Annotated in this window: 21 protein-coding genes; 7 read left to right on the top strand and 14 right to left on the bottom strand. The window is 66.0% G+C overall.

Annotated features, from left to right (window positions below):
• The first annotated feature begins 1 nt into the window (after nucleotide 1).
• Complete coding sequence (locus AC3A4M_RS00545) at nucleotides 2–478, top strand: HIT family protein (protein ID WP_498733146.1); 477 nt, start codon at nucleotides 2–4, stop codon at nucleotides 476–478.
• 20 nt (nucleotides 479–498) lie between these two features.
• On the opposite strand, the gene AC3A4M_RS00540 is transcribed toward AC3A4M_RS00545, so the two are convergent.
• The 4 genes from AC3A4M_RS00540 to AC3A4M_RS00525 form a co-directional block, all read right to left on the bottom strand.
• Nucleotides 499–1119, bottom strand: coding sequence for a Rho termination factor N-terminal domain-containing protein (locus AC3A4M_RS00540; protein ID WP_498733144.1), 621 nt, complete (start codon nucleotides 1117–1119; stop codon nucleotides 499–501).
• A 102-nt stretch (nucleotides 1120–1221) separates the two neighbouring features.
• Nucleotides 1222–2322: a polyprenyl synthetase family protein gene (locus AC3A4M_RS00535; protein WP_498733142.1), complete on the bottom strand. Its 1101-nt coding sequence runs from the start codon at nucleotides 2320–2322 to the stop codon at nucleotides 1222–1224.
• 9 nt (nucleotides 2323–2331) lie between these two features.
• Entirely contained in the window at nucleotides 2332–3669 is a 1338-nt protein-coding gene (locus AC3A4M_RS00530) for a geranylgeranyl reductase family protein (protein ID WP_498733140.1), read from the bottom strand.
• A gap of 2 nt (nucleotides 3670–3671) precedes the next feature.
• Nucleotides 3672–4433 (bottom strand): demethylmenaquinone methyltransferase, encoded by a 762-nt coding sequence (locus AC3A4M_RS00525; RefSeq protein ID WP_498733138.1) that lies wholly within the window; start codon nucleotides 4431–4433, stop codon nucleotides 3672–3674.
• Nucleotides 4434–4581: 148 nt separating this feature from the next.
• Here AC3A4M_RS00525 and AC3A4M_RS00520 point away from each other — a divergent pair, with 148 nt between their 5' ends.
• The 4 genes from AC3A4M_RS00520 (at nucleotide 4582) to AC3A4M_RS00505 (ending at nucleotide 8490) form a co-directional block, all read left to right on the top strand.
• Nucleotides 4582–5886, top strand: a complete 1305-nt coding sequence (locus tag AC3A4M_RS00520; protein ID WP_498733136.1) for an isochorismate synthase — start codon at nucleotides 4582–4584, stop codon at nucleotides 5884–5886.
• 173 nt (nucleotides 5887–6059) lie between these two features.
• On the top strand, nucleotides 6060–6869 hold the full coding sequence (locus AC3A4M_RS00515; protein ID WP_498733134.1) for a basic amino acid ABC transporter substrate-binding protein: 810 nt from the start codon (nucleotides 6060–6062) through the stop codon (nucleotides 6867–6869).
• Nucleotides 6870–6942: 73 nt separating this feature from the next.
• The gene (locus AC3A4M_RS00510) at nucleotides 6943–7728 is read left to right on the top strand and encodes an amino acid ABC transporter permease (RefSeq protein ID WP_498733132.1); all 786 of its coding nucleotides are present in this window, start codon (nucleotides 6943–6945) and stop codon (nucleotides 7726–7728) included.
• Nucleotides 7729–7731: 3 nt separating this feature from the next.
• Nucleotides 7732–8490, top strand: coding sequence for an amino acid ABC transporter ATP-binding protein (locus tag AC3A4M_RS00505; protein ID WP_139007217.1), 759 nt, complete (start codon nucleotides 7732–7734; stop codon nucleotides 8488–8490).
• Nucleotides 8491–8546: 56 nt separating this feature from the next.
• Here the strand turns inward: AC3A4M_RS00505 and AC3A4M_RS00500 are convergent, their stop codons facing one another.
• The 4 genes from AC3A4M_RS00500 to AC3A4M_RS00485 form a co-directional block, all read right to left on the bottom strand.
• Nucleotides 8547–9452 carry an intradiol ring-cleavage dioxygenase gene (locus AC3A4M_RS00500; RefSeq protein ID WP_498733129.1) on the bottom strand — a complete coding sequence of 302 codons (906 nt, stop codon included), beginning with the start codon at nucleotides 9450–9452 and terminating at the stop codon, nucleotides 8547–8549.
• Between the two features lie 63 nt (nucleotides 9453–9515).
• Nucleotides 9516–11396: a 2-succinyl-5-enolpyruvyl-6-hydroxy-3-cyclohexene-1-carboxylate synthase gene (gene menD / locus AC3A4M_RS00495; RefSeq protein WP_498733127.1), complete on the bottom strand. Its 1881-nt coding sequence runs from the start codon at nucleotides 11394–11396 to the stop codon at nucleotides 9516–9518.
• Nucleotides 11397–11488: 92 nt separating this feature from the next.
• Nucleotides 11489–13579 carry a PhoX family protein gene (locus AC3A4M_RS00490; protein ID WP_498734070.1) on the bottom strand — a complete coding sequence of 697 codons (2091 nt, stop codon included), beginning with the start codon at nucleotides 13577–13579 and terminating at the stop codon, nucleotides 11489–11491.
• A gap of 216 nt (nucleotides 13580–13795) precedes the next feature.
• A complete protein-coding gene (locus tag AC3A4M_RS00485; protein WP_498734069.1) occupies nucleotides 13796–14791 on the bottom strand; it encodes an o-succinylbenzoate synthase in 996 nt (331 codons plus the stop codon).
• A gap of 97 nt (nucleotides 14792–14888) precedes the next feature.
• Between AC3A4M_RS00485 and AC3A4M_RS00480 the strand changes: the two genes are divergently transcribed.
• The gene (locus AC3A4M_RS00480) at nucleotides 14889–15797 is read left to right on the top strand and encodes a phosphatase PAP2 family protein (RefSeq protein ID WP_498733125.1); all 909 of its coding nucleotides are present in this window, start codon (nucleotides 14889–14891) and stop codon (nucleotides 15795–15797) included.
• On the opposite strand, the gene AC3A4M_RS00475 is transcribed toward AC3A4M_RS00480, so the two are convergent.
• From AC3A4M_RS00475 to AC3A4M_RS00465, 3 genes are all read right to left on the bottom strand, one after another.
• On the bottom strand, nucleotides 15772–16995 hold the full coding sequence (locus AC3A4M_RS00475) for an MFS transporter (protein ID WP_498734068.1): 1224 nt from the start codon (nucleotides 16993–16995) through the stop codon (nucleotides 15772–15774). The genes AC3A4M_RS00480 and AC3A4M_RS00475 overlap by 26 nt on opposite strands.
• An 11-nt stretch (nucleotides 16996–17006) precedes the next feature.
• The gene (locus tag AC3A4M_RS00470) at nucleotides 17007–17840 is read right to left on the bottom strand and encodes an MBL fold metallo-hydrolase (protein WP_498733123.1); all 834 of its coding nucleotides are present in this window, start codon (nucleotides 17838–17840) and stop codon (nucleotides 17007–17009) included.
• 164 nt (nucleotides 17841–18004) lie between these two features.
• A complete protein-coding gene (locus AC3A4M_RS00465) occupies nucleotides 18005–18211 on the bottom strand; it encodes a hypothetical protein (protein ID WP_074703282.1) in 207 nt (68 codons plus the stop codon).
• A 199-nt stretch (nucleotides 18212–18410) separates the two neighbouring features.
• Between AC3A4M_RS00465 and AC3A4M_RS00460 the strand changes: the two genes are divergently transcribed.
• On the top strand, nucleotides 18411–20081 hold the full coding sequence (locus tag AC3A4M_RS00460; protein ID WP_498733121.1) for an HNH endonuclease: 1671 nt from the start codon (nucleotides 18411–18413) through the stop codon (nucleotides 20079–20081).
• A gap of 15 nt (nucleotides 20082–20096) precedes the next feature.
• Here AC3A4M_RS00460 and AC3A4M_RS00455 read toward each other — a convergent pair whose 3' ends face one another.
• Genes AC3A4M_RS00455 through pdhA form a run of 3 tightly spaced genes read right to left on the bottom strand, consistent with a single transcriptional unit; the run spans nucleotide 20097 to nucleotide 23818 of the window.
• On the bottom strand, nucleotides 20097–21674 hold the full coding sequence (locus AC3A4M_RS00455; RefSeq protein WP_498733119.1) for a dihydrolipoamide acetyltransferase family protein: 1578 nt from the start codon (nucleotides 21672–21674) through the stop codon (nucleotides 20097–20099).
• A gap of 2 nt (nucleotides 21675–21676) precedes the next feature.
• A complete protein-coding gene (locus AC3A4M_RS00450) occupies nucleotides 21677–22669 on the bottom strand; it encodes an alpha-ketoacid dehydrogenase subunit beta (RefSeq protein WP_498733117.1) in 993 nt (330 codons plus the stop codon).
• A 24-nt stretch (nucleotides 22670–22693) separates the two neighbouring features.
• Nucleotides 22694–23818, bottom strand: coding sequence for a pyruvate dehydrogenase (acetyl-transferring) E1 component subunit alpha (pdhA, locus tag AC3A4M_RS00445; RefSeq protein WP_498734067.1), 1125 nt, complete (start codon nucleotides 23816–23818; stop codon nucleotides 22694–22696).
• Nucleotides 23819–23976: the final 158 nt, after the last annotated feature.

Raw genomic sequence — 23976 nt, 5'->3', positions numbered from 1 at the left:
CATGATCTGGCCGAGCCACGCTCCCGAAAATTACCAGTGCCCCTTCTGCGACTTCGCCTCCGGGCAGTTCCGGTTCCAGGCGAACCTCTGCCGCCCGGAGGATCTGGTGGCCTCCACGGACTTGGCCATGGCTTGGATCGCGTCGCACGGCTTTGAGCCCGAACCCGGGCACGTGCTGGTGGGGCCGAAGGAACACTTCGAACTGCTCTACGACATGCCCGACGATGTCCTGGCAGAGATCGCGTCGCTGAGCCGTGACATCGCCGTCGCCATGAAGAAGGCCTGGCAGCCGGACGGTATTACCACCCGCCAGCACAACGAGCCCGCCGGGAGCCAGCACGTCTGGCACTACCACCAGCACGTGCTGCCCCGCTGGCACGACGACGGACTGTACTTTACGCCGCAGCGGCCCATCGTGGATCCCGCCATCCGGGCACGCAAGGCCGCCGAGCTCCGGGCGGTCATGGCGCAGCTCTAACAGGCCGGCGCCGGAGCGGGTTAGGCGTCTTCGCGGTTCGGATTCTCCAGCCGGAAGAAGTTGGAGTCGCTGCCGTCGGTGCGCTGTTCCTGATAGATGAAGTTCAGCCGGCGCTCGTCGAAGGTCTTGAACCATTCATCCCAGCTCACGTGCTGCAGGTCCTGGCTGTCCCCGCCGAAGTCGAAACGCAGGACGCCCAGGTGGTCATCGTGTTCGGTGCCGCTGACGGTGGCAGGCGTGGCGTTTCGCTCCTCTGCCCACTGCTTGATCACCTCGTGGTGCGTGGTGACCAGGCTGCGGCCCTCGCGCTCCGGTTCGTCTTCCGTGGACGTCACTTCCTGCGAATACTTCAGCGAGTCCGAGCTGTCCGGGCCGGTGCGCACCTTGCCATCGTCAGGACCGGCACCCACATCCCCGCTTTCGCTGCGGCCGCCGTCACCGTCGCCGCCGGAAGCCGGTTTGCCGCCGTCGTTCTTCGCCGCTGCCAAAGCGTCGACCAGGTCTTCCTTTTTCATGTCGTGGACGCCGCTGACACCGGCCTTTTTGGCCGCGTCGCGCAGTTCGTCCACCTTCATGTTGCGGAGTTCGGTCTCGCTGACGTCCGGGGTGTCCGGAGTCTGGTTGCCTGGTTTTTCAGCCACGGAAGCCGTCCTTTCCACAGAGGTTGCCTTTATCTGCGAACCTACTGCAGTTCCGCTCCGGCCACTAGGGGAAGTCCCGCATTGGCCAAGGCGGTACCGGGATCAGACGTCGCGGTCGACAACCGCCTCGGCAAATGCGGTCAGGGCCAGCTTGACGGTGCTTTCCGGCAGCCGTTCCAGAGCCGCTTTGGCGTCATCGGCCCATTTGCGGGCCACGGTCCAGGCTTCGGCGGTCACCGGGTGTTCGCGCAGTGCTTCGACGGCGCGGGCCAGGGCCGCGTCCGACGTCAGGTCCGCGTCCACCAGCTTGAGTACGGAGGCCGCCGAGTTGTCGCCGGCCGCGGCGGCCTGGCGCAGCAGCAGGACCGGCAGCGTGGGCACGCCCTCGCGCAGGTCGGTGCCGGGCAACTTGCCGGACTTGACCTTCAGCCCGGTGACATCGATGACGTCATCCGCGAGCTGGAAGGCGACGCCGACCTTTTCGCCGTATTCCAGCATCATGTCCACCACCTCGGGACCGGCGTTGGCGAACATGGCGCCCAGCTGGCCCGAGGTCGCGATCAGCGAACCGGTCTTGTCCGCGATGACAGAGAGGTAGTGCTCCACGGGATCTTCGTCTTCGCGCGGTCCTACGGTTTCGTGCAGCTGGCCCAGCACCAGCCGTTCGAAGGTACGGGCCTGGATCTTGACGGCTTCCGGGCCAAGCTCAGAGACCAGGATAGAGGCGCGGGCAAAGATCAGGTCGCCGGCGAGAATCGCCACCTGGTTGCCCCAGACCTCGTGGGCGGTGGGCGCGCCGCGGCGGTACGGGGCGGAGTCCATCACGTCGTCGTGATACAGGGTGGCCAGGTGGGTCAGCTCAACAACGACGGCGGCCTGCAGCACCTCGGGCACGGGGCCCTCCCCCAGCTGGGACGCCAGGATGGTCAGCAGCGGGCGGATGCGTTTGCCGCCGGCCTCGACAAGATGCCGGCTGGTGGTGTCCGCCAGCGGATCCGAGTGCGCGATGGCGGCACGCAGCCGCTTCTCCACTCGGGCCAGGGCCGTGGATACGGCGGGCCCGAGAGCGGGATCCTGGGCCACCGGGGCGAAGCCCGCCGGCAGGTTCAGGCTGGTGGCGAGGGCAGCGGTGGCCGTGTCCAGCTCCAGGGAGTCCGGCACGCCGGCGCCTGCAGGAGTCCAGCTCGGTTTTGCGTCAGTCACTGTATAACACTAACTAATCGTCGGGGCAGATGGTGTGCGGCTGTGCGTGGAAAGGCCTTGGTTGGACGCCGGCGGCGTGAGCTTCTCCAACAGATGAATAACTCTATCCTCAAAAGCCTTGCCATCCTGGTCCGTCAGGTTGGCAAGCATCCGCACCACAAAGCGCATCAGCACCGGCACCGGCATTCCGGTCCGCAGTGCCAGCTTCATGATGGCAGGTTTTCCGATCAGGCCTGCAAAAACGCGGCCGAGCGTGAAGTGGCTTCCCCAGTGGCCCTGGATGATACCGGCGTACCGGGCCAGCGAGGAGTCGAAGCCGGCCTGGCTGAGGATCTGGCCGTGTGAACCGCCCAGCCGGCCATAGGTGTCGGCGATCAGTTCCGCGGCGTAGCGGGCCGATTCCATCGCGTAGGAAATGCCCTCGCCGTTGAACGGGCTGACCATGCCGCCGGCGTCGCCGAGCAGCAGCAGCCCAGGCGAGTAGTGCGGGGTCCGGTTGAAGCCCATCGGCAGGGCCGCGCCGCGGATCTCGCCGACCTGGTTCTCCGGGTTGTAGCCCCACTCGTTGGGCATGGCGGCGGTCCAGTCCCGCAGCACCTGCTTGTAATCCAGTTTGCCGAAGGAGCGCGAAGAATTCAGGATGCCCAGGCCCACATTCGACGTGCCGTCCCCGACGCCGAAGACCCAGCCGTAGCCGGGCAGCGGGTTGCCCTGGGCATCGGGCAATTCCAGCCAGCCCTCCATCCAGTCATCGTCGTGCCGCGGACTGGTGAAGTAGGTGCGCACGGCCACGCCCAGCGGCCGGTCGTCGCGTTTTTCAATGCCGAGACTCAGGGCGGTGCGGGTTGAATTGCCGTCGGCCGCGAGGACGACGTCGGCGTTGAAGTCCTGCGTCTGCCCCGTTTTCCGGCCGCGTTCGTCCAGGATGTTGGCGCGCACCCCGGTGACCCGGCCGGCGTCGTTCCTCAGCGCAGTGGAAACGGAATGGCGTTCCAGCACCTTGGCCCCGGCCGCCTCTGCATGGCGGGCCAGTTCCTCGTCGAAACCCAGCCGGGTGCGGATCAAACCGTAGTCCGGGAAGTCCGAGAGCTCCGGCCAGGCAAGTTCCAGCCGCCGCCCGCCGGCGATCAGGCGCAGGCCCTTGTTGCGCCGCCAGCCGGCCGATTCCTCATGCGGCAGGCCCAGCAACTGGACCTCGCGGACGGCGCGCGGGGTCAGTCCGTCGCCGCACACCTTCTCGCGCGGAAACGACGTTTTTTCCAACACGGTAACTTCAATACCCGCTTTGGCCAGATAGTAGGCAGCGGTTGAACCGGCAGGTCCGGCCCCGACAATCAGAACGGACACGGTTACAGCGCAGCCCTCGTGCCCCGGCGGCGGAGCGCGGTCTGGGCGTTGGCGTTGGGCGCGTCGGTCCGGCCCGGCTTGCGGGCGCGGTGCACGGCCACGATGCCGCCGGTGAGGTTGCGGTAGGCCACGTCCTGCCAGCCCTCCTCGGCAATCCACTGGGCCAGCTCGTTCTGGTTGGGCCAGGCGCGGATGGATTCGGCCAGGTAGATATAGGAGTCCGGGTTGGACGAGATCTTGCTGGCGATGGCGGGCAGCATCCGCATCAGGTATTTGGTGTACATGGTGCGCCAGACCGGAAGGGTCGGCGAGGAGAACTCGGCGATGACCAGCCGGCCGCCGGGCTTGGTCACGCGCAGCATCTCCTGCAGCGCCTTGCGCGGTTCATTCACATTGCGCAGGCCAAAGGAGATGGTCACGGCGTCGAAGGAGTTGTCCGCGAACGGCAGGCTGGTGGCGTCCCCGGCGACGAAGTCGATGTCCGGGCGGCGGCGCTTGCCCACCTGCAGCATGCCCAGCGAGAAGTCGCAGGCCACCACGTGGATGCCCGCATCGGCATAAGGCTCGCTGGAGGTGCCGGTTCCGGCGGCCAGATCCAGGACGCGCTGGCCCCGCTTGGCACCGACCGCGTCCACCACAATCCGACGCCACCGACGGGTCTGCCCCATGGACAGAACGTCATTGACGACGTCGTACTTTGGGGCGACGTCATCAAACATGGCTGCTACTTCATCAGGGCGCTTGTCCAGGGATGCACGGTTCACCCGTTCATTGTCTCAAAGTTTGCCGCGCCGGTTTGCCGCGTCCCAAGACCCGGCGCGGGAGCCGCCGCCGTCGCCGCCCAACGGCGGGTGTGGGCCAGCTTGCACCGGTGCTTTGGCGCGCCGGAGGCGGGGTAACCTTGAAGTCATTATGACCTCCCTGCGCGCCGTCACCGTTGACCTCGGTGAGCACTCTTCACCGACCGGAATACTGGACTATCTGGTCCGCGACGACGTGCTCTGCTGGGTCCGGCGCGGCGGCGGACTGGTCGGTTTGGGCGAGGTCGCCCGGTTCACCGACGCCGGTCCCGGCCGGTTCCAGACCGCGGCCCGCTGGTGGCGGGAGCTGCAGCAGGACGCGGAGGTGGACAACCCCGTCGGCCTGCCCGGCACCGGACTGGTGGCCTTCGGCTCGTTTGCCTTCTCCAAGACCTCCGGCCACGCCTCGCGGCTGATTGTTCCGCAGGTTGTTGTCGGCCTTGGCGAGCAAGGCTGCTGGCTGACCTATATAACCGACGACGATGGCGCCGACCTGAGCGCCGAGACAGCCGAGGCCGCGCTGGCCGGCTGGCTGGATGAGATTTCCGCCGAGCGCGGTGCCGAAACCGCCGACCGCCTGCACCCCGGGCAGGTTTCCGAAAGTGCCTTCAAGGCCGCGGTCGCAGCCGGCGTGGAGAAGATCTCCGGCGGCGGATTGAGCAAGCTGGTGCTCGCCCGTGACGTGATCGCCGAGCTATCCTCCCCCATCGCCACCGCCCAGGTGCTGCGTGAACTGGCCATCCGCTACCAGGACTGCTGGACCTACGGGGTGGACGGCCTCATCGGCTCCACGCCGGAAATGCTGATCAAGGTCGAGAACAACGTGGCCCGCGCCCGGGTCCTGGCCGGGACGCTGGACCGCGCCAATACCCACAAGATCGACGGCGAGTCCGACGCCGCCTACGCTGAACGGGTGCTCGCCGGCTCGGAGAAGCAGCAGCACGAGCACGAGATCGCCATCGACTCCTTGACGCGCAAACTGGAGCCGTACACCTCCGAGATGACCTCGCACAGCGAACCCTTTGTGCTCGAACTGCCCAACGTGTGGCACCTGGCCTCCGATGTGTCGGCGGAGCTGTCCACCAATGGCGGCCACGCGCCGTCGTCGTTGGAACTGGCCGAAGCCGTCCACCCCACCGCGGCCGTCTGCGGAACGCCCACCGAGGTGGCCGGCGCACTGATCCGCGAGCTCGAGCAGATGGACCGCGGCCCTTACGCCGGTCCGGTGGGCTGGACCGACGGGGCCGGCAACGGCGAATGGGGCATTGCCCTGCGCGGTGCCGTGGTGGAAAACCCCACCCGCGTGCGCCTCTACGCCGGCTGCGGCATTGTCGACGCTTCGACACCGGAAGCGGAACTGGCGGAAACCTGGGCCAAGTTCAGGCCCATGATCGAGGCCCTGGGCCTGCGCCGCTAGTCTGCCCGAAACGCTCCAGCCGGTCGCGGCGGCATAACAATTTGTACACTTGAGCGAGTCCCGCTTGTTGACTAATAGGCAATCAATGTAGCCTGTGATGCATATCACCCGTTACCGAATGTTACGGCTAGACTTAAGCCGGATTTTTCATCAAAGAACAGGTAGGAAAGCCAATGCGCAAAAACGCATCCACCGCGGTCAAGGTATTCTCCATCCTTGCCACCGGCACCCTGGCCCTCACCGCGTGCGGTGGGGGCTCGTCTTCGGACGGCGGCTCCGAGGCTGCTGAAGGCAATGAGCTCGGCCTGGTAACCCCGGGCACACTTACGGTCTGCTCCGACATTCCGTATCCGCCGTTCGAGTTCGAGGAAAACGGCGAATACACCGGCTACGACATGGACCTGATCCGCGAGATCGCCACGGGTATGGGCCTTGAGACGCAGATCCAGGATGTCGGCTTCGACGCCCTGCAGTCCGGCGTGGTCCTCGCCTCCGGACAGTGCGACATCGGCGCCAGCGCAATGACCATCACCGAAGAGCGCGAAGAGAACATCGACTTCTCCGAGCCGTATTACGACTCGCTGCAGTCGCTGCTGGTTCCGGCCGATTCGGCTATCAAGTCCATCGAGGATCTGGCAGGCAAGTCCGTGGGCGTGCAGCAGGGCACGACCGGCGAGGCGTACACCCGCGAGAACGTGCCGGCCGACACTGAGGTCCGGGCCTACCCGTCCGACGCCGAACTGTTCCCGGCGCTGCAGTCGGGCGGCGTCGACGCCGTGCTGCAGGACCTTCCGGTCAACCTAGGCCACTTGGAAGGCGGCAAGTACGAGATCGTCGAGGAATACCCGACGGATGAGTCCTACGGTTTCGCTGTGAAGGAAGAGGGCAGCGAGGCTCTGCTGGAGGCAGTGAACGCCGAACTGGCCGAGCTGCGGGACAGCGGCAAGTACCAGGAGATCTACGACAAGTACTTCACCCAGTAACGCCCTTACAGCTTCGCCCCGGATCAGCTGTCCGGGGCGAAGCTTGTCCTGAAGACCTCTGGAAGGCCTGAATGTGCAACCGTCTACCCGTAGGCGCCTGTTCCGCGGCGTGCTCTACGCCATTTTCATCCTTGCCGTCGCCGCCGTCGTATTCGTCGCCGACTGGGAAGCAATCCAAACCAACTTCTTCAACCCCGAGGTTGCTGCCGCAGCCTTCCCCGAAGTCATCCTGATCGCCGCAAAGAACACGATTGTCTACACTGCAATCGCGTTCGTCGGCGGCTTGGTTTTCGGCCTGCTGCTGGCGCTCATGAAGCTCTCCCCGGTGGGCCCTTATCGCTGGGTGGCCACCGCGTACATCGAAATCTTCCGCGGTTTGCCGGCACTGCTGGTGATCTTCGGTTTCGCGTTCGCCGTGCCGATCGCCTTCGACTGGCGGCCGCCGGGCGGCAGCGCCGGTGCCGGTCTGATCGCGTTGATTGTGGTCTCCGCCGCGTACATCGCCGAGACCATCCGCGCCGGCATCGAGGCCGTTCCCCCAGGCCAGCGCGAGGCCGCCCGCTCCCTCGGCATGAACCCGAGCTGGACCATGGTGTCGGTTGTCCTGCCGCAGGCCTTCCGCATCATCACTCCGCCACTGACCAACGAACTGGTCATCCTGATCAAGGACACCTCGCTGCTGTTCATCGCCGGCATGGCGCTAAGCGAGCGGGAATTGACTACCTTCGCACGCGATGCCGTCTCACAGCAGGCGAACGCGACACCGCTGATGGTGGCGGCGCTGATGTACCTGATCATCACGCTCCCGCTCACCCAGCTGGTTGCCAAGCTTGAACGACACAACAAGAGAGGCCGGTAAGCCATGGCGACGGAGAGTTCCCTGCGAAAGGACCGTCCCGCAATCGAGGTCCGGGGCCTGTACAAGAGTTTCGGGGACAACGAAGTCCTCAAAGGCATCGACTTCCACGTCGACCAGGGCGAAGTGGTGTGTGTCATCGGGCCGTCCGGCTCGGGCAAGTCCACGCTGCTGCGCTGCGTGAACCGGCTGGAAGAACCCACCAAGGGGACCATTCTGGTGGAAGGCGTGGACATCACCGACGAGGAAACGGACCTGGACAAGATCCGTACCCGGATCGGCATGGTGTTCCAGCAGTTCAACCTCTTCCCGCACCTGAGCGTGCTGCGCAACCTCACCCTGGCCCAGCAGCGGGCCAAGAAGCGCGGCAAGTCCGAGGCCGTCGAAACCGCCCGGCGCAATCTGGCCAAAGTCGGGCTGGACAACCGGGAGAACGCGTACCCGGCCCAGCTGTCCGGCGGCCAGCAGCAGCGCGTGGCGATCGCCCGGGCCCTGTCCATGAACCCGGACATGATGCTCTTCGACGAGCCCACCAGCGCACTGGATCCGGAGCTCGTGGGCGACGTGCTGGAAGTCATGCGCCAGCTCGCCGACGAGGGCATGACCATGATGGTGGTGACCCACGAGATGGGCTTCGCCCGCGAAGTGGGCGACCGCGTGGTCTTTATGGACGGCGGAGTTGTGGTGGAGCAGGGCAAGCCCGAGGACGTCCTGGGCAACCCGCAGCACGAGCGGACCAAGGCCTTCCTCTCGAAGGTGCTCTAACCCTCGCCCAGCGTCCGGGGCATCTGAGCTGCCGGCCCTTGACCGGCAGCTCAGATTCAGATGGTGACGTTCAGCGAGGCGCTGTAGCCTTCGGCCGCGGAGCCAGACATCGTGGCCAGCTGGTAGATCCCACCGTCGTCGCCGAAGACGTTGTCCCTGGCCAACGGTGTGTTGGGAAAGTTCCGCCGGCTGACCTCGTACCCGGGGGCGGCGTAGGCGCCCCTGCAGGCCGCCTCCGTGAGGGCGATCTGCGAAACTTTCAGGATCTGCCCGGCACTCGTGGCGTTCGACACGGACTCGAAAACTTCGAAGTGGATATGCGGCCAGCGTCCGTTGTAGGCGCCGGGAAAGACGGTCGTAAACGTCACCTGTCCATTGGCATCGGCTTCCTGCACACCGCGCAGGAAGTTCTCGCCTTCCAGACCGGAATCGTAGATCGAGTATCGGCCCTCCCGGTCGCAGTGCCACACATAGACCGCGGCCCCGGCGAGCGCCTTACAGCCGTTGGCGTTGTCCAGCAAGGTCAGCGTGAACTTCAGCGGCACGCCCTCCGCCCTCGTTGCCGAACCGTTGAAGCTGGACGTGATGTCGCTCCTGACCACGCCGGATGCCTCCAGCACATTCGGGCCGTTCGTGCCGTCCCCGGGGAAGGGGCCGGCGGTTTCGTCCGGCATTTCCGCCCCGCACTCGGCGATGGCACGGGTCACCGTGGACGATGGCGTGGCGGCGCCGGAAGCAGATGCTCCACCTGATGCGGATGTCGAGCCGGACGCCGAACCGGTAGCGGGCGGCGATGTGGCCGCCGTCGTTGTTGAGCCGTTGGTTGTGCCGGGAGTGCAGGCGGCCAAGGCGGCCACCGTGCCGGCGCCTAAGAACAAGCCGAGCGTTCGCCGGCGGCTCAGCGTCGTTAGATCGAATTCGAGTCCGCGGTCGTGGTCAGGGTGGGGCATTTTGTGCGTCATGGGTTCCTTTCTAGCCGGGAACCCTATGCTTCGGCTATGGCTGGTCTGCGATCACGCACGATGTCAGCTGGGAGTTACCTGAGGCAACGTCCGGGGCCGCTCGGGCAGCCGGGCACGCAGCGCCGCTCCCACGGTCTCCGTGATCGCAGCATGCAACTGCCGCAGGGCTGCCCGGTCCGTGCGCACCTCGACGATGCTGCGGCCTGCCACCGGCTCCCGCAGCGCGGCCGCCAGCGAGGCTTCATCCTCCACCAGCCGGTAGCCCACTCCGTACGCTGCGGCGATCGCGGCCAGGTCCACGCGGTGCGGGGTGCCGAAGAGACGTTCGACGGCGGCGCTATAGTCAGCACGTCCGCCCACCTCGCCGTGTTCGAGCAGGGAGAAGATGCCGCCGCCGGCATCGTTGACCACGACGATGCGCAGGGCCGGCTCCGCTTCGCCGTCACCGAGGAACAGGCCGGTGGCGTCGTGTAGGAAGGTCAGGTCCCCCAGCAGGACGGTGGTCGGCCCGCCCGCACCCAGCGCGATGCCGGAGGCAGTTGAAATGGTGCCGTCGATCCCCGCCAAACCGCGGTTGGCGTGGACGAAGGCTGCTGGCTCCGGCGCCGGAGCGCCCATGAGATCCACATCGCGGATCGGGTTGGAGGAGCCGAGCACCAGCCGGCCCTGGGCGGTGGCCCAGACCGCCCGGCCCACATGCAGTCCGGTGAGGCCCGTTGCCTGCTCCAGCAGTTTCGCGATGGCCGGCACGGCTGTGACGGCGGCGTCCTGCCAGCGCTCCAGCCAGCCGGAAGGGCCGGTGCCGGAGAAAGTGGAGAGTTCCGCCGGCTCGCTGATGATCCGTTCCCGGCGCCGGCCGGGTTCGAACCAGGCCACCGGCTCCGGCATGAACAGTGCCGTCTGGACGTCCTGCCTGGCTAGCAGGGCGGCCACTGGCCGGGAGAGCGTTGGCCGGCCGAAGACCACGGCACGCTCGATGTCCCTATCCAGATGCCCCAGCAGCAGCCGATACGCCGCGATGGCATTGGGACCGAACCGTGCATTCGACGATGGCTCGGCCAGCAGCGGCAGCCGGTGCGCGCGGGCGAAAGCCTCCGCCTGGGCACCGGCACCGTGGCCGGCAACCACCACCGTGCGCCGTTCCTCCGCCGGTTCAGCTGCAGGCGCAGCTGAAGCAGTGGACGCGGCCCCGGCGGACTCCTCCCTCAGGGCGGCTGGCTCCGACAGCGCGCCCGGCGCATGCTTCCCCTCGCCCTGCTGTACCCCGGCGGCAGGTGAGCCGAGGTGCGAAGCCGAAGCCCCGCCGTCGTTCATTGCCGGCACCAGCGGATCGCGGAACGCCAGGTTAACGTGCACCGGACCCACGGCGCCTTGGTGGTGGTCCGCCCCGTGCTGGCCCTGATGGGCCTGCGAGGGCGTGGCGGTCAGGGAATGTGTGCCCTGCCTGGTCTCCACCGGTGCGACCGGGATGCCCTTGCCCGCCAGCAGCCCAGAGCTGATGGCCTCGGCCGGGTCCTCACCCGCGGGCACATCCACGGCATAGCGGACATGCCGGCCAAAAATGCCCGGCTGGCTGGTGGTCTGGTTGGCGCCCGTGCCGCGCAGTTCCTCCGGCCGGTCCGCCGTGAGCACCACCAGCTCGACGCCGGCATGGTTGGCTTCCATCACGGCCGGCAGGAGTTCGCCGACGGCGGTACCCGACGTCGTGACCACCGGTACCGGGCGCAAGGATCCCAGCGAGAGGCCCAGCGCGGTGAAGGCCGCCGCCCGCTCGTCAATCCGCACGTGCAGCCGCAGCTCCCCGCGGGCCTCGGACTCGGCGAGCGCATAAGCCAGCGGGGCACTGCGCGAACCCGGTGCGATCACCACATCGCGCACCCCACCGTCCAGCAGGGCGCTGACAGCGGAGCGGGCGGCATCGAGGGCGTTCAGTTCAACGGTCACCTGTCCATCCTAGGCAGACGGCCGCGCCCACCAAGGTGGACGCGGCCGTGGGTCGCTGCTGCCGATGCGGCTGGGCGCTAGGGTGCTGAGTGCTACCGGCCGACGAAGCCGTTCTTGCCCTTGAACATTTGGATCACGGCCGGGCGGGGCAGGCCGCCCTTGCCCGACGGGGTACCGGCCGGCAGGTAGTCAGGGAACAGCGAGCGCTGCTTGTCCCAGGAACCGTCCTCGCCCGGGTGCTGGACCGCCACGAAGACCAGGCCGTCCTCGTCGTGGATGACCGGGCCGCAGGTTTCGGCGTCGATCGGGACCGCCATGAACTGCTCCACCTTGCCCATCTCGGGGCCTTCCATGGTGACGCGGTACAGGGCGTCATTGCGCTGGATGGTGCCGGGCTGGCCGTCGGTGGAGATCCACAGGTTGCCGGCCGAGTCGAACGCGAGGTTGTCCGGGCAGGAGAGCGGTTGGACCTGGTCGGCCGGGTAGCCGCTGAAGTACACGCTCTCGTCCACCTCCGGGTCGCCGGCGACCAGCAGCAGCTTCCAAGTGAACTGGGTGGAGGTCTGGTCCCCGGTCTCGGTCATTTCGACGATGTGGCCGTGGCGGTTGTTGGCCCGCGGGTTCGGCTCATCGGCCTGGGCAGCCGTGCGGTTGGTGTTGTTGGTGCAGGCCACGTAGATCTTGCCGTTGGCCGGGTTGATCTCCACGTCCTCCGGGCGGTCCATCTTGGTGGCGCCCATCTTGTCCGCGGCCAGCCGGGTGTAAACCAGGACCTGGTCGATCTCCATGCCCGGTACCAGGGACTTGTTGTTGTGGGTCAGCTGGATCCAGTGGCCCACGCCGTCGAACGCCCCGTCGCTGGGCAGCACGCCGGAACCGTCAATCTGGTTCGCCGGGGAGTTGCCGGAGAAGCTGGCCACGTAGAGGTCGCCCTCGGTCAGCAGCGTCATGTTGTGCTTCTTGTCGCCCTCGCGGTACGTGTCCTTGGAGACGAACTTGTACAGGTAGTCGAAGCGCTCGTCGTCGCCCGAGTAGGACACGGCATGGCCGGACTTGGCGATCGTGACGTTGGCGCCCTCGTGCTTGAAGCGGCCCAGCGCGGTGTGCTTACGCGGCGTGGACTTCGGATCGAACGGATCCACTTCCACAATCCAGCCGAAGCGGTTGTCCTCGTTCTTGCCGTCGGCGGTGTCCGTATCGAAGCGCGGTTCTTCGATGTGCCAGCCACGCGACGGATTGGTGCTCGTGAGACCGTAGCGGCGCTGCTCATCCGTCGGCGCCGAAACCTTGAAGTACTGGTTGAAGTTCTCTTCGCCGGAGAGGATGGTGCCCCAAGGGGTCGTGCCGCCGGCGCAGTTGTTCTGCGTTCCCAGCACAATGCGCCCGCTCGGATCCGCCTTGGTCTTGAGCAAGGCCGAACCTGCGGCGGGACCGGTCAACTCGTACTCCGTGTCCATCAGGAAGCGGCGGTTCAGCTTGGCCCCGCGGACGTACTTCCACGGCTGGCCCTTGCCCTTGCGCTCCACCTCGACCACGGACAGACCGTGCGCGGCCATGGCGGTCTTGCGGACCTGGCTGATATCCATGTCCGGCGGGAACATGATGTTCTCATTGGTGTATTCGTGGTTCGAGAACAGCACACCGCGCTTGCCGTTGCTGCCCTGAATCTCGATGATGTCCAGGTAGTCGCAGTTGTAGCCGAACTGGCCCGCCTGGGACTCCGGCGTCTGGTTCTCGGGATCGAACTCGGCGGAGTCGTGGAACAGCGGATCGCCCCAGCGGATGACCGGCTCCCAGTTGTAGCCCTTGGGCACAACCACGTCATCCACCGTGTTCCGCACACCGTCGATTCCCGCGAACTTCAGCTTGCTCGGGTTGCCGGAGCCGAACCCCTTCTTGGCCGCAGGTGCCAAGCCAGCCGCGGAGCCGTTGGCCGCAGCCGCTCCCCCGCCGAACATCAGCGCCACCACGCCGGCACCGCTGACGCCGAGCATGTTCCGCCGGGAGAATTCGGCAGAGACGATGTCGCGGAAGTAATTGTTGTCCGAGGTATTGCACACGCCCTTGGCGCAGGCGTTGTCGCACTTGAGCGCACAGGTCATGGCGCTGCGCTTGCCGGAGGTATGTCCCAGCATCGGCAGCAGGCGTTTTTTCAGATCAGACACTTCAGAGGCCTTCCACATCGAACGGTTGCGAACGGCTTTCACCATTTCAGCGCAATCCGACCAACAGGCCGAGGCTAAGTAAACAACAAGCAAACAAACAACGACGGCGGGGCGAACCCTCCGCGGTCAAGCCCGGCTTTCGCCGTCCGGCCCTTCCCCGGCCTCCTCCAGCCCGCTTCCAGCCCGCCTGTCCTACCCCTGTCATCTCCTATTCGGCCACTCCACTCGATCCCGCTACCTCCCCGCTGCCACCTCGGCGAGAGTCCTATAGGTACGTTCAAGCCGCTCGGTCCACCACTGCTGCCGCTCGGCCGGTGCCGCGTATCGTTCCAGCAAATCCTCATCTACCTCCACCGTGCGGACAGGCAGCTCGCCGCCTGCCGGCACCAGGGGCTGGTCCGTCACGTCGCCATCCATCAGCGAAACCGTGGCCAGGCCGCAGGCGTAGGGCAGTTCGGGCAGCGCCGCTGCCAGCGCAACCCCGGCGCTGATCCCCACGGACGAGTCCAAGGCGGAACTGACGACGGCGGGCAGGCCTGCCCGGGCGACGATATCCAGAGCCCGGCGAACCCCGCCCAGCGGTTGTGCCTTGACCACGATCAGGTCTGCCGCCTCTTCCCGTGCCACCAGGAGCGGGTCGCTTTCCTTCCGCACACTTTCGTCCGCAGCAATCAGGGTGCCTATGCCGCGCCGCCGGAGCTCAAGGCGCACCTGCCGCAGGCCATCGATGTCCGGAACGGGCTGCTCGGCGTATTCGAGCCCATACTCCGCCAGAAGAGTCAGGGCTTCGACGGCGGTGGGAACGTCCCAGCCACCATTGGCATCCACCCGCAGGGCCGAGCCCGGTGCGGCCGCCGACACCGCCGCCACCCGGGCAACATCATCCTCGAGGCTCTGGCCCCGCTCGGCGACCTTGATCTTGACTGTCTTCGGCCCGTCATAGCGCGCCAGCACCGCCGGCACGTCCTCCGGGGCAACCGCGGGAACGGTGGCATTAACCGGCACACTGCTGCGAACCGGCTTAGGGAAACCCTGCCAACCCGCTTCCACAGCCGCACGCAGCCACGAAGCCGCCTCGCCGTCGTCGTACTCAGTAAAAGGAGAGAATTCCGTCCAGCCCGCCGGACCGTTGAAGAGCATCACCTCGCGCCGGAGCACTCCGCGGAACTTCACTTTCATGGGCAACGACACCACCCGCGCCGTGGCCAGCAGTTCGTCCAAAGTCGGCATCCTAAGGGGCTCAATCGTCACCATTCCACTCTACGCTGGGGGCAGGAGGGCGTGGCTGTCGGCATCCGTCCAGCAAATTATGCGACCCTTGAAGGCGATGACTAACCAGCAGAAGCGCATGGCCCGGCCCGCCGCCGGCCGACGGGCGGGCAGAAGTCCCATCCTGTTCTGGCTCGGCGCCGTCCTCTGCGTAGCCGCGTTTGCCTTCACGTACTACGCCTTTGTCCGCACCACGCTGGGCCAGTTCGCGGACGAGTCCGCCTGGGCCGAAGCGGAAGCCGGCTGGCAGTTAGGCCGCGGGGTCTTCCTCGACTTCCTGGATTTGCTGCCCGATATCTCGGTGGCGCTCGCCGCCGTCGTTCTCTTGGTAGTGGCGCTCGCCCGGCGCCGTTGGCGGGCGGCCGGCATCGCCGTGGGCGTAGTTGCCGCCTCGGCCGCCAGCACCTGGATCCTGAAGAACCTCATCCTGGACCGGCCCGATCGCGGTGTCCCCACACTGGAACACAACTCGCTGCCCTCGGGCCACACCACCATCGCGGCGGCCGCGGCGATGGCCATTTTCCTAGTCGTATCGCCCCGCTGGCGGCCCTTCGCCGCAGCAGCCGGCGGTGCCTACGCCGTGCTCGCTGGCGCAGCCACCCTGATCAACGGCTGGCACCGTCCGGCCGACGTGGTCGCGGCGTTCCTGGTGGCCGGCTTCTGGGCCCTGGTGGCAGGTCCGCTGGTGCTGCGTTCGGGCGACGGCTGGAACTTCTTCCACGGCTACGGCAGCCACTGGTCGTCCTCGCCCGTGTGGCCGCGGCTGTGCTGGCTGCTGGCGCTCCTGGGGCTGGGCCTGGCCGCCACGCTCTACTGGTTTATCCAGCAAATTGGCGCCGCGCCGACGCCGGGCGACGGACGGCTGCCGCTGTTCTTCTGGGCCGGGATGGGCTTGATCGTCGGCGCCGGCATGTTGCTCAGCGCCCTGCTGATCTGGCTCTTCAGCTTCCAGTCCCGCCGGAAATAACCGGCTCCGGCTCGAGCGGCCCCGTGCGCGGGATCCAGTAGGCCATGGCCGCGGCGCCCAACAGTCCCAGCCCTGCGGTCATCCAAATGCCGGCGGACAGGGACACCGCGGCCGTCACGAGGCTGAGCAGCGCGGGCCCGCCCATGATGCCGGTGTCGCTGAGCAGGCGCCAGAAGCCGAGGAACTGCGCCCTGCCTACTGGCGGCGCATAGTCCGCGCCAAGGGTCATGACAATTCCCGAGCCCAGGCCGTTGCCCAGCCCGATCAGCAGCGCCGCGAGCAGGAAGCCCAGCATGGTGGCGGTGAACGGGATGAGGAACAGCGCGCCGCTCATGATGGTCAGGAACGGGATGGCCACGGCCAGCCGCCCCTTGAGGTCCATCAGCTTTCCGGCGGGGTAGAAGACCAGCATGTCTACCGCGCCGGAGAGGCCGAAAATAACCGACGTCGTCGCCGCATCCAGCCCGATGCTGTCGCCCCACAGCGGGATCACCACATTGCGCGACGCGCGGATGGCACCGATCAGCAGGATGCCGATCCCGATGGTCAGGTAGATGCGGCGGTGGCTGCGGGCAATCGAACGCATGCTCGGCCGCGCCGGTTCTTCGCCGTCGCGGTCAGTGCGGGCCACCTCCAGTTCGGGGACCGTCAACGAAATTCCTGCGGCCACGAGGAAGGCAACCGCGCCCAGCCAGTAGGCGCCAGCGGTTCCAGCCAACCCAATAACGACGGCGCCGGCGAACGGACCGATGAACATCCCGATCCGGTGCACGCCGCCGAGGGTGGACAGCGCACGGGCGCGGAAATTTACCGGCACGGCCTCGCTCAGGTACGACTGCCGGGCCAGCAGGAAAACGGATCCGCCCATGCCGATCAGGAAGACGGCCAGCGCGAAGACCGTGATGTTTGGGGCCGCCACCGCCAGGAACATCGAGGCCGCGCACCACAGCGACGCCGCTACCAGCGCCCACTTCTCGCCGAATCGTGCCGTGAGCATCGACGCCGGGATGTTGGTCACCAGCGAGCCGACGCCGAGCAGCGTAACCATCAGCGCGGCAAGAGCCACGGTGGTCCCGAGGTCCCTGGCGCTCAGTGCCACCACCGGCAGAATGGCGCCCTGGCCTACTCCGTAGAGAAGGGACGGGCCATACGCCGGCACGGCAATCCGGCGGAGGCTGAAACTCTCTTCGGGCCTCAGCTCAGCACCCCTTAACGCGGTGCTTGCTTCAGACGCGTGAGCAGCGCCCGTGACTGGAGCGGGCCGTACGGCAGGATCGGTATCGCCTTCGTAGTGTCCGCGGGCGTGTCCCTGCTGGCCTGCTCACCCATCCGGACAGCCAGCGACATCGTCTCCCACATACTCTTGACGAAAGCGTCGCTGACCGTTTGCCCGTGGCCAGGCACCAGCACATCGTATTCGTGGCGCAGACCGGAGATCTTGCGAAGCGTTTCCACCCAGTCGCGCGGGTAGGAATCCTCGAACGCAGGATTCGCACCCTGCTCCACGAGGTCGCCGGCGAAGAGGGTCGACGGCGTACCCACCAGCAAATCGCCGTCGGTATGGCCCCGGCCCAGGTAGAACAGCTTTACCGGCATGTCACCGAGGTTTACGGTGACTTCGGTATCCACCGGCTTCGTCGGGACACGGATGCGTGTATGCTCGCCGGTCCCCTCGGCCATCTCGGGCTCCGTATCCGCTACCTGTTCGCGCTGGAGCGAAGCAGTCTCAGCCATATCGTGCGCGCAGTTGCGGTGCGCATAAAAGTCATGGACTCCGTTGTCCGCGAAGAAGGCGTTGCCGAAGATATGGTCGAAATGCGAATGGGTATTGACTACCACCAGCGGCAGCTTCGTGAGGGACCGGACCGCCTTGTAGATCTGCCGTGCTTGCCGCGGGCCCGCCCCGGTGTCGATCACCATGGCTTTTTGCTTCCCGATCACCAAGCCGCTGTTGAGCGAGTAGCTCCGCGTTCGGATGACATAGTTTCCGGGTGCCACCTGAACGTGCTCGGCCTTGTCCTCGGTTTGCACGGTCTCGCTCATGCCGGCTATTTCCTCCTGGATCTGTTCCCGGACGCAGCGTCATTGCGTGTCCAACCCCAACCGTATCGCGGTGAGCGGGAAGGAAACAGTCACAGACCGGATAGCGCGTAACCGAACAGCCTCACTCGGGGTGGGGTGAGAACGGCAACCGATTTACTCGTCCATCAATCCCACATGTACCCTTCATGGATCTCGCCAAAAGGGACACGAGGATCGACCAGCGCCTGGACATGGTGCGACCCCGCGCCACGGATCAGAATCCCATGGTCGCCTTCCGCCACAGACTCGAGAAATACCGGACGAATGGCGTCTGCCTCGGCAGCACTCAGTCCGGCCAAATACAGTTCATAGGCCTCAGGAAGAGCTTTCATGTCACAAGGGTAGCCCGGGCAATGTCGACGGTACAGGGATTCGTACGGCCCAGGTTCGGGCCGACCCCGGGGTATGCATCGCAAGACCTCATCGGGCCAACAGCACGGCATTTCCCTCCAATCCAGCACCACCTTTCTGGTTATCCACCCCCGGACTAAACGCTTGTGCCCTCCACCACACCACGTTAGAATCGAATGTATGTTCGAGTCAATCGTTCCAGCAGAAATGGACCCGGTGAAGCCGGTTCCCGGCGATCCGGGTGCTGCGCTGGTCCGCAGCTGGGCCGTCGGACTCGCAGGTCTGGACCAGGACGTCTCCGAGGGGGTGCGGATTGACCGGATCAGCGCTTTGGAGGAACTCAAGGGCGCCCTCGCTGCCGCGCAGGCGCGGGAGACGGAAGCGTTTGTGGCTTCCCGCCGGGAGGCCAGGGCCGCGGCCGGGGTTCCGGCGGAGAGGCGGGGCCGGGGCCTGGCCAAGGAGGTCGGGCTGGCCCGGAAGGACTCCCCGAATCGGGGTGGGAAGCACCTGGGCTTGGCCACCACGTTGATCAGGGAAATGCCGCACACGTATGCGGCGTTGGCAGAGGGCCGGCTGAATGAGTGGCGGGCGACCATCCTGGTCCGCGAAACCGCCTGCCTGAGTGTGGAAGACCGAGCCAAGGTCGACCGGGAACTGTGTGCTGATCCGAAGACGCTGCACGGGTGCGGGGACAAGCGGATCGGGGCGATGGCGAAGCAGGCCGCGCTGCGGCTGGATCCCTTGTCGGTGGTCCGGAGGGCGGCGAAAGCCGAAACCGAACGCCACGTCTCCTGCCGTCCGGCGCCGGACACCATGGCCCAGGTGTCCTGCCTTGTGCCGGCGGGGCAGGGCGTGGCCGTCCTCGCCGCCCTGACGAAGGAGGCCGACCGGTTGAAGGTGCAGGGCGATGAACGCTCCCGGGGACAGCTGATGGCCGACATCTTCGTGGAACGCGTCACCGGCCAGCCCGCGGAGAACCCCGCGAAAATCGAAGTGCAGTTGGTCATGACCGACCGCACCCTGTTCCAGGGCGACTCCGAACCGGCCCACCTGACCGGGTACGGCATCGTCCCCGCCCAATGGGCTCGCGACCTGCTCCGCACCGGCGACACCGACACCGAGGTTGAGGGAGCGGCTGGCAGCGGCCATTCCGCCGCCGCAAATCCGGAAAATCGTGCCGCTGGCGAAGACGAATTCGTTGCCCGCGCAGCGGATGCCGTCGATGGGGGCGGTGCTACCGGTTCCGGTCCGCCGGCCAGCGGCGAACCGGAACCGCTCCCCGATGCTGGTGCCGGGAACACGGACCCCGGAACCGCCGGAAATGCTGGCTCGGCGGCCGGACCTCCCGGTGCGAAGCGAAGAGACCCCGGCGATGCAGCCGATGCTGGCGAGGTGGAAGTGTGGGTGCGCCGGCTCTACACCGCGCCGGGCACCGGGCAGTTGCTCGGAATGGATTCACGGGCGCGGTTGATGCCCGCCGGAATGCAGCGGGTCATCCAGGCCAGGGACCAACTCTGCCGCACCCCGTGGTGCGACGCACCCATCCGCCACCACGACCACGTCGTGCCCTGGCGTAACGCCGGAGAGACCAGCGAGATCAACGGGCAAGGCCTATGTGAAGCGTGCAACCTCGCCAAAGAAGCCGACGGCTGGCACGCCCAAACCATCCCCGGACCCCGGCACACCGTCGAAACCACCACCCCGACCGGGCACACCTACCAATCCACCGCACCGGCACTGCCCGGCACACCACCGGCAACAGAACAACCGGACGAGACGCCGGAGCCGGTGTCAATCTTCGAACAGGCACTCGGCCGCATCGACTTCCTCTACTACCGCGCAGCCGCCTGACTAGCAACAGCAAAGTCAGAGGTCGGCGAGAACCGATCCCGGGCTTTCAATGGCATCCGCTACGTACCGGAGGAAGCCGCCTGCTGTGCCGCCGTCACAAACCCGGTGGTCGAAGGCCAGAGTCAGCTCGGTGACTTTACGCACCGCCAACTGTCCATCAATGACCCACGGCTTATCAATGATCCGGCCAACCCCAAGTATTGCCACTTCTGGGTAATTGATGATGGCCGCGCTGCCGTCCACACCAAAGACCCCGTAGTTGTTCAGCGTAAAGGTTCCGCTGGTCAGTTCTGCCGGAGTGGCTTTGCCATCGCGGGCGACGGCAGTCAGCCGGCGTATCTCGGCATCGAGTTCACGGGCGCTGAGCTTATCGGCCCTGCGGATGCTGGGAACCATCAGCCCACGATCCGTTTGTGCTGCAAAGCCGAGGTTCACGCCGTCAAAACCCACGATCTCATCGTTTTCTACCCGAGTATTGAGTTCAGGGAATTTGGCCAGACCCGCAGTTACGAAACGGGCGATGAAAGCCAGGAGACCTGGCGTATTGTCCGCATCCCGCTTCTTTAAGGCTGCACGCATCTCAAGCAGCGCAGTGGCATCCACATCCACCCATACTGTGGCTTCCGGAATCTCCCGCCGGCTCTGCGACATAGCTGCAGCTACCGTCTTCCGCACACCCTTCATAGGCGTACGGGTAGCGATCCCAAGCCCCGTGCGTGCGTCACCAGCACCGGTGCCGTCGGCCGCAGTGATGGAAGCAGCGTCGGCCGATCCCGCAGGGCTTTCACTCAGGCCCGCAAGCGCCTTTTCGACGTCTCGTCGCAGGATCAGCCCACCGGGGCCCGAACCGTGCATCTCGGCAATACGGAGTCCACCGTCCCGGGCCAGTTTGCGCACCAGCGGTGAAATCACTTGCGGAGCCAGACCAACAGGTGCCGATCCGTTGGACGTCCCCGCAGCTGCCGGAGTCCCAAGTTCACCCGCTTCGACAGCTCGCACGGCCTGGGCGGCGGCGGCCCGAGGCGCACGATCGGGCGCTGCAGCAACCGCCGGCGCTGCAGCGGGGACTGTACGCGGCTCAGCCACAGGAGCGGCTGTCCCGGCCCACTCACCGGCGTTCCCCTTTGGCCGGCGGGTACGCTTGGCGCCGCCATGGCCACCCGGTGTTCCGTAGCCGATGAGGACATTTCCGGATCCGCTTTCTTCGGCGGGTTCAGCAGGCTCAGCGGGGGCTTGGACGCCGGCCCGCTCCTCGTTCCGGTACGCTTCGGCGTCGGGATGCGCTGCGGCCGTGCGTGCCACGCCGGCAGCTGAAGTGGAAGCCCCGGAGGGCCCGGCAGCACCCGCGGCTCCTGCCGCATCGACGGAAATCAACGGTTTGCCGACATCAATGGTGTCCCCGGCCGCGCCATGCAACTCGGCGACGGTGCCGGCGAACGGACTGGGTACTTCCACCATGGACTTGGCGGTTTCGACTTCGGCGATTGGCTGGTCGACCTTGATTTCATCGCCGACATTAACCAGCCAGTTGACCAACTCGGCATCGGTCAGCCCCTCGCCCAGATCCGGGAGGTTGAATACCTGACGTGACATGATTATGCGTCCTCCCACTGAAGATCATCCACGGCGTCGAGGATGCGGTCCACGCTGGGCAAGTAGAACTGCTCCAGCTTCGGCGCCGGGTAAGGAATATCAAAGCCGGTGACGCGCAGAACCGGCGCTGCCAGCGAGTGGAAGCAGCGTTCCTGCACCCGGGCCACGATTTCCGAGGCGACTGAGGCAAAGCCCGGGGCCTCGGCGATAACGACGGCGCGGCCCGTCTTGCGCACGGACGCGGCCACGGTCTCGTCGTCGAAAGGAACGATGGAACGTACGTCGATGACCTCCAGCGAACGGCCTTCTTCGGCAGCGGCCGCCGCAGCGTTCAATGCGGTGGACACCGAGGGACCGTAGGCAATCAGCGTGGCGTCGCTGCCTTCTCGCGCTACGACAGCTCGGCCGAAGGAGTCGACGGACTCGCGCAGGGACTCCAGTTCGAGGTCTTCCTTGGACCAATACAGCTTCTTTGGCTCCAGGAAAACCACGGGGTCCGGGTGGCGGATGGCTTCGCGGAGCATCGTATACGCGTCCTGCACGGTCGCCGGCGCCACTACCGTCAGCCCGGGCGTGTGCGCATAGTAGGACTCGGAGGAGTCACAATGGTGTTCCACTCCGCCGATGCCGCCCGCGTAGGGAATGCGGATAACCATGGGCAGCTTGATCTTGCCTTTGGTCCGGTTCGGCATCTTGGCTACGTGCGAAACTACCTGCTCAAAGGCGGGGTAGGCGAAGGCATCGAACTGCATCTCCACCACCGGACGCAGCCCGTTCATCGCCATGCCGATGGCCATGCCCATAATGCCGGACTCGGCCAGCGGCGTGTCGAAGCAGCGTTCCTCGCCGAAGCGGGCCGTCAGTCCGTCGGTAATCCGGAAAACGCCGCCGAGAGGGCCGACATCTTCACCAAATACGACGACGGTCGAATCTGATTCCATCTCATCGGCCAGTGCCGTATTCAGCGCCTTGGCAAACGTCAGTGTTGTGCTCATGGTGGGTTCCTTCGGTGGTAGCAGCTAGGCCGATTCGCGCGACAGCTCGTCGCGCAACTTGGCCGCCTGTTCGCGCAGCTGGCTCGTCTTTTCGGTGAATACGTAGCGGAACAGGTCTTCCGGATCCACCTCGGACTCGGCGTTCAGTCCGTCCCGCATGGCAGCTGCCACCGTCTCAGCCTTCTCGGCAATGTTCTTTTCCACTTCTTCGTCCAACAGATTGAGGTCAGTCAGATAGGTGCGCATGCGCTGGATCGGATCCTTCGGCACCCACTGCTGGACCTCGTCATCTTTGCGGTAGCGGGTGGCATCGTCCGCGTTGGTGTGGGACTGCATCCGGTAGGTGTGCGCTTCGACCAACGCCGGCCCGCCGCCGTCACGCGCCCGCTCGACTGCCTTGCCCAGGACGGACAGCAGTGCTGCGAGGTCATTGCCGTCAACCCGCTCCCCCGGCATGCCGTAGCCAATGGCCTTATGAGCTAACGACGGTGCTACGGTCTGGTGGTGCAACGGCACAGAGATGGCGTACTGGTTGTTCTGAACGAAAAACACCACCGGCACGTGGAAGACGGCTGCGAAGTTCAGTGCCTCGTGGAAGTCGCCTTCGCTGGTTGCGCCGTCGCCGCACATGGCGATTACAACGGTGTTCTCGCCCTTGAGCTTGGCCGCGTGGGCCACCCCGACGGCGTGCAGCAACTGGGTGGCCAGCGGCGTGGCCTGGATGGAAACGTTATGTTCATACGGGTCGTACCCGCTGTGCCAGTCGCCTCGCAGCAGGGTGAGCGCCTGGATGGGATCGACGCCGCGGGCGAGCACTGCGACGGTGTCGCGGTACGTAGGGAAGAGCCAGTCCTGCTTGTCGATGCAGACGGCTGCCGCAACCTGGCAGGCTTCCTGTCCGTGGGAGGACGGGTAGACGGCCATGCGGCCCTGGCGCACCAGCGCATTGGCCTGGTCATTGACACGGCGGCCGACGACGAGCTCGCGGTAGGCAGCCAACAGGGCTTCGCCATCCGGCAGAGGGTATTTGTCGTTGTGGACGTGGCGGCCGTCCGGATCCACCAGCTGGACCGGCTGCCCGGACGGCAGCATGTAGGACTCGGCGGTTGCCTGCTGATCCAGGTCCGAACGGCGGGAAGGGTCCTGCATCGATCCCTCGAGCGGGTTTCCGGTTGAGATAGTCATCGTTTGCTCCCTCGAATCCTTCGCATACTGTTGGCCGCCAGGCGGATTATCGTTCACCGCAGCTGTGCCGGAGAGTAGAAACTGTGTTGCTTTAGTATGCGTTCGGATGACTATTCGTATCC

This window comes from Arthrobacter sp. Soil_C_60, assembly GCF_057656375.1.
This window is presented reverse-complemented; position numbering and strand designations above follow the sequence as displayed.

What these genes read in the sequence shown, in the direction of transcription:
- AC3A4M_RS00545 (WP_498733146.1), top strand. Translation starts at nt 2, where the DNA reads ATGATCTGGCCGAGCCACGCTCCCGAAAATTACCAGTGCCCCTTCTGC.
- AC3A4M_RS00520 (WP_498733136.1), top strand. Translation starts at nt 4,582, where the DNA reads ATGACCTCCCTGCGCGCCGTCACCGTTGACCTCGGTGAGCACTCTTCA.
- AC3A4M_RS00515 (WP_498733134.1), top strand. Translation starts at nt 6,060, where the DNA reads ATGCGCAAAAACGCATCCACCGCGGTCAAGGTATTCTCCATCCTTGCC.
- AC3A4M_RS00505 (WP_139007217.1), top strand. Translation starts at nt 7,732, where the DNA reads ATGGCGACGGAGAGTTCCCTGCGAAAGGACCGTCCCGCAATCGAGGTC.
- AC3A4M_RS00500 (WP_498733129.1), bottom strand. Translation starts at nt 9,452, where the DNA reads ATGACGCACAAAATGCCCCACCCTGACCACGACCGCGGACTCGAATTC.
- AC3A4M_RS00490 (WP_498734070.1), bottom strand. Translation starts at nt 13,579, where the DNA reads ATGTGGAAGGCCTCTGAAGTGTCTGATCTGAAAAAACGCCTGCTGCCG.
- AC3A4M_RS00485 (WP_498734069.1), bottom strand. Translation starts at nt 14,791, where the DNA reads ATGCCGACTTTGGACGAACTGCTGGCCACGGCGCGGGTGGTGTCGTTG.
- AC3A4M_RS00480 (WP_498733125.1), top strand. Translation starts at nt 14,889, where the DNA reads ATGACTAACCAGCAGAAGCGCATGGCCCGGCCCGCCGCCGGCCGACGG.
- AC3A4M_RS00470 (WP_498733123.1), bottom strand. Translation starts at nt 17,840, where the DNA reads ATGAGCGAGACCGTGCAAACCGAGGACAAGGCCGAGCACGTTCAGGTG.
- AC3A4M_RS00465 (WP_074703282.1), bottom strand. Translation starts at nt 18,211, where the DNA reads ATGAAAGCTCTTCCTGAGGCCTATGAACTGTATTTGGCCGGACTGAGT.
- AC3A4M_RS00460 (WP_498733121.1), top strand. Translation starts at nt 18,411, where the DNA reads ATGTTCGAGTCAATCGTTCCAGCAGAAATGGACCCGGTGAAGCCGGTT.
- AC3A4M_RS00455 (WP_498733119.1), bottom strand. Translation starts at nt 21,674, where the DNA reads ATGTCACGTCAGGTATTCAACCTCCCGGATCTGGGCGAGGGGCTGACC.
- AC3A4M_RS00450 (WP_498733117.1), bottom strand. Translation starts at nt 22,669, where the DNA reads ATGAGCACAACACTGACGTTTGCCAAGGCGCTGAATACGGCACTGGCC.
- pdhA (WP_498734067.1), bottom strand. Translation starts at nt 23,818, where the DNA reads ATGCAGGACCCTTCCCGCCGTTCGGACCTGGATCAGCAGGCAACCGCC.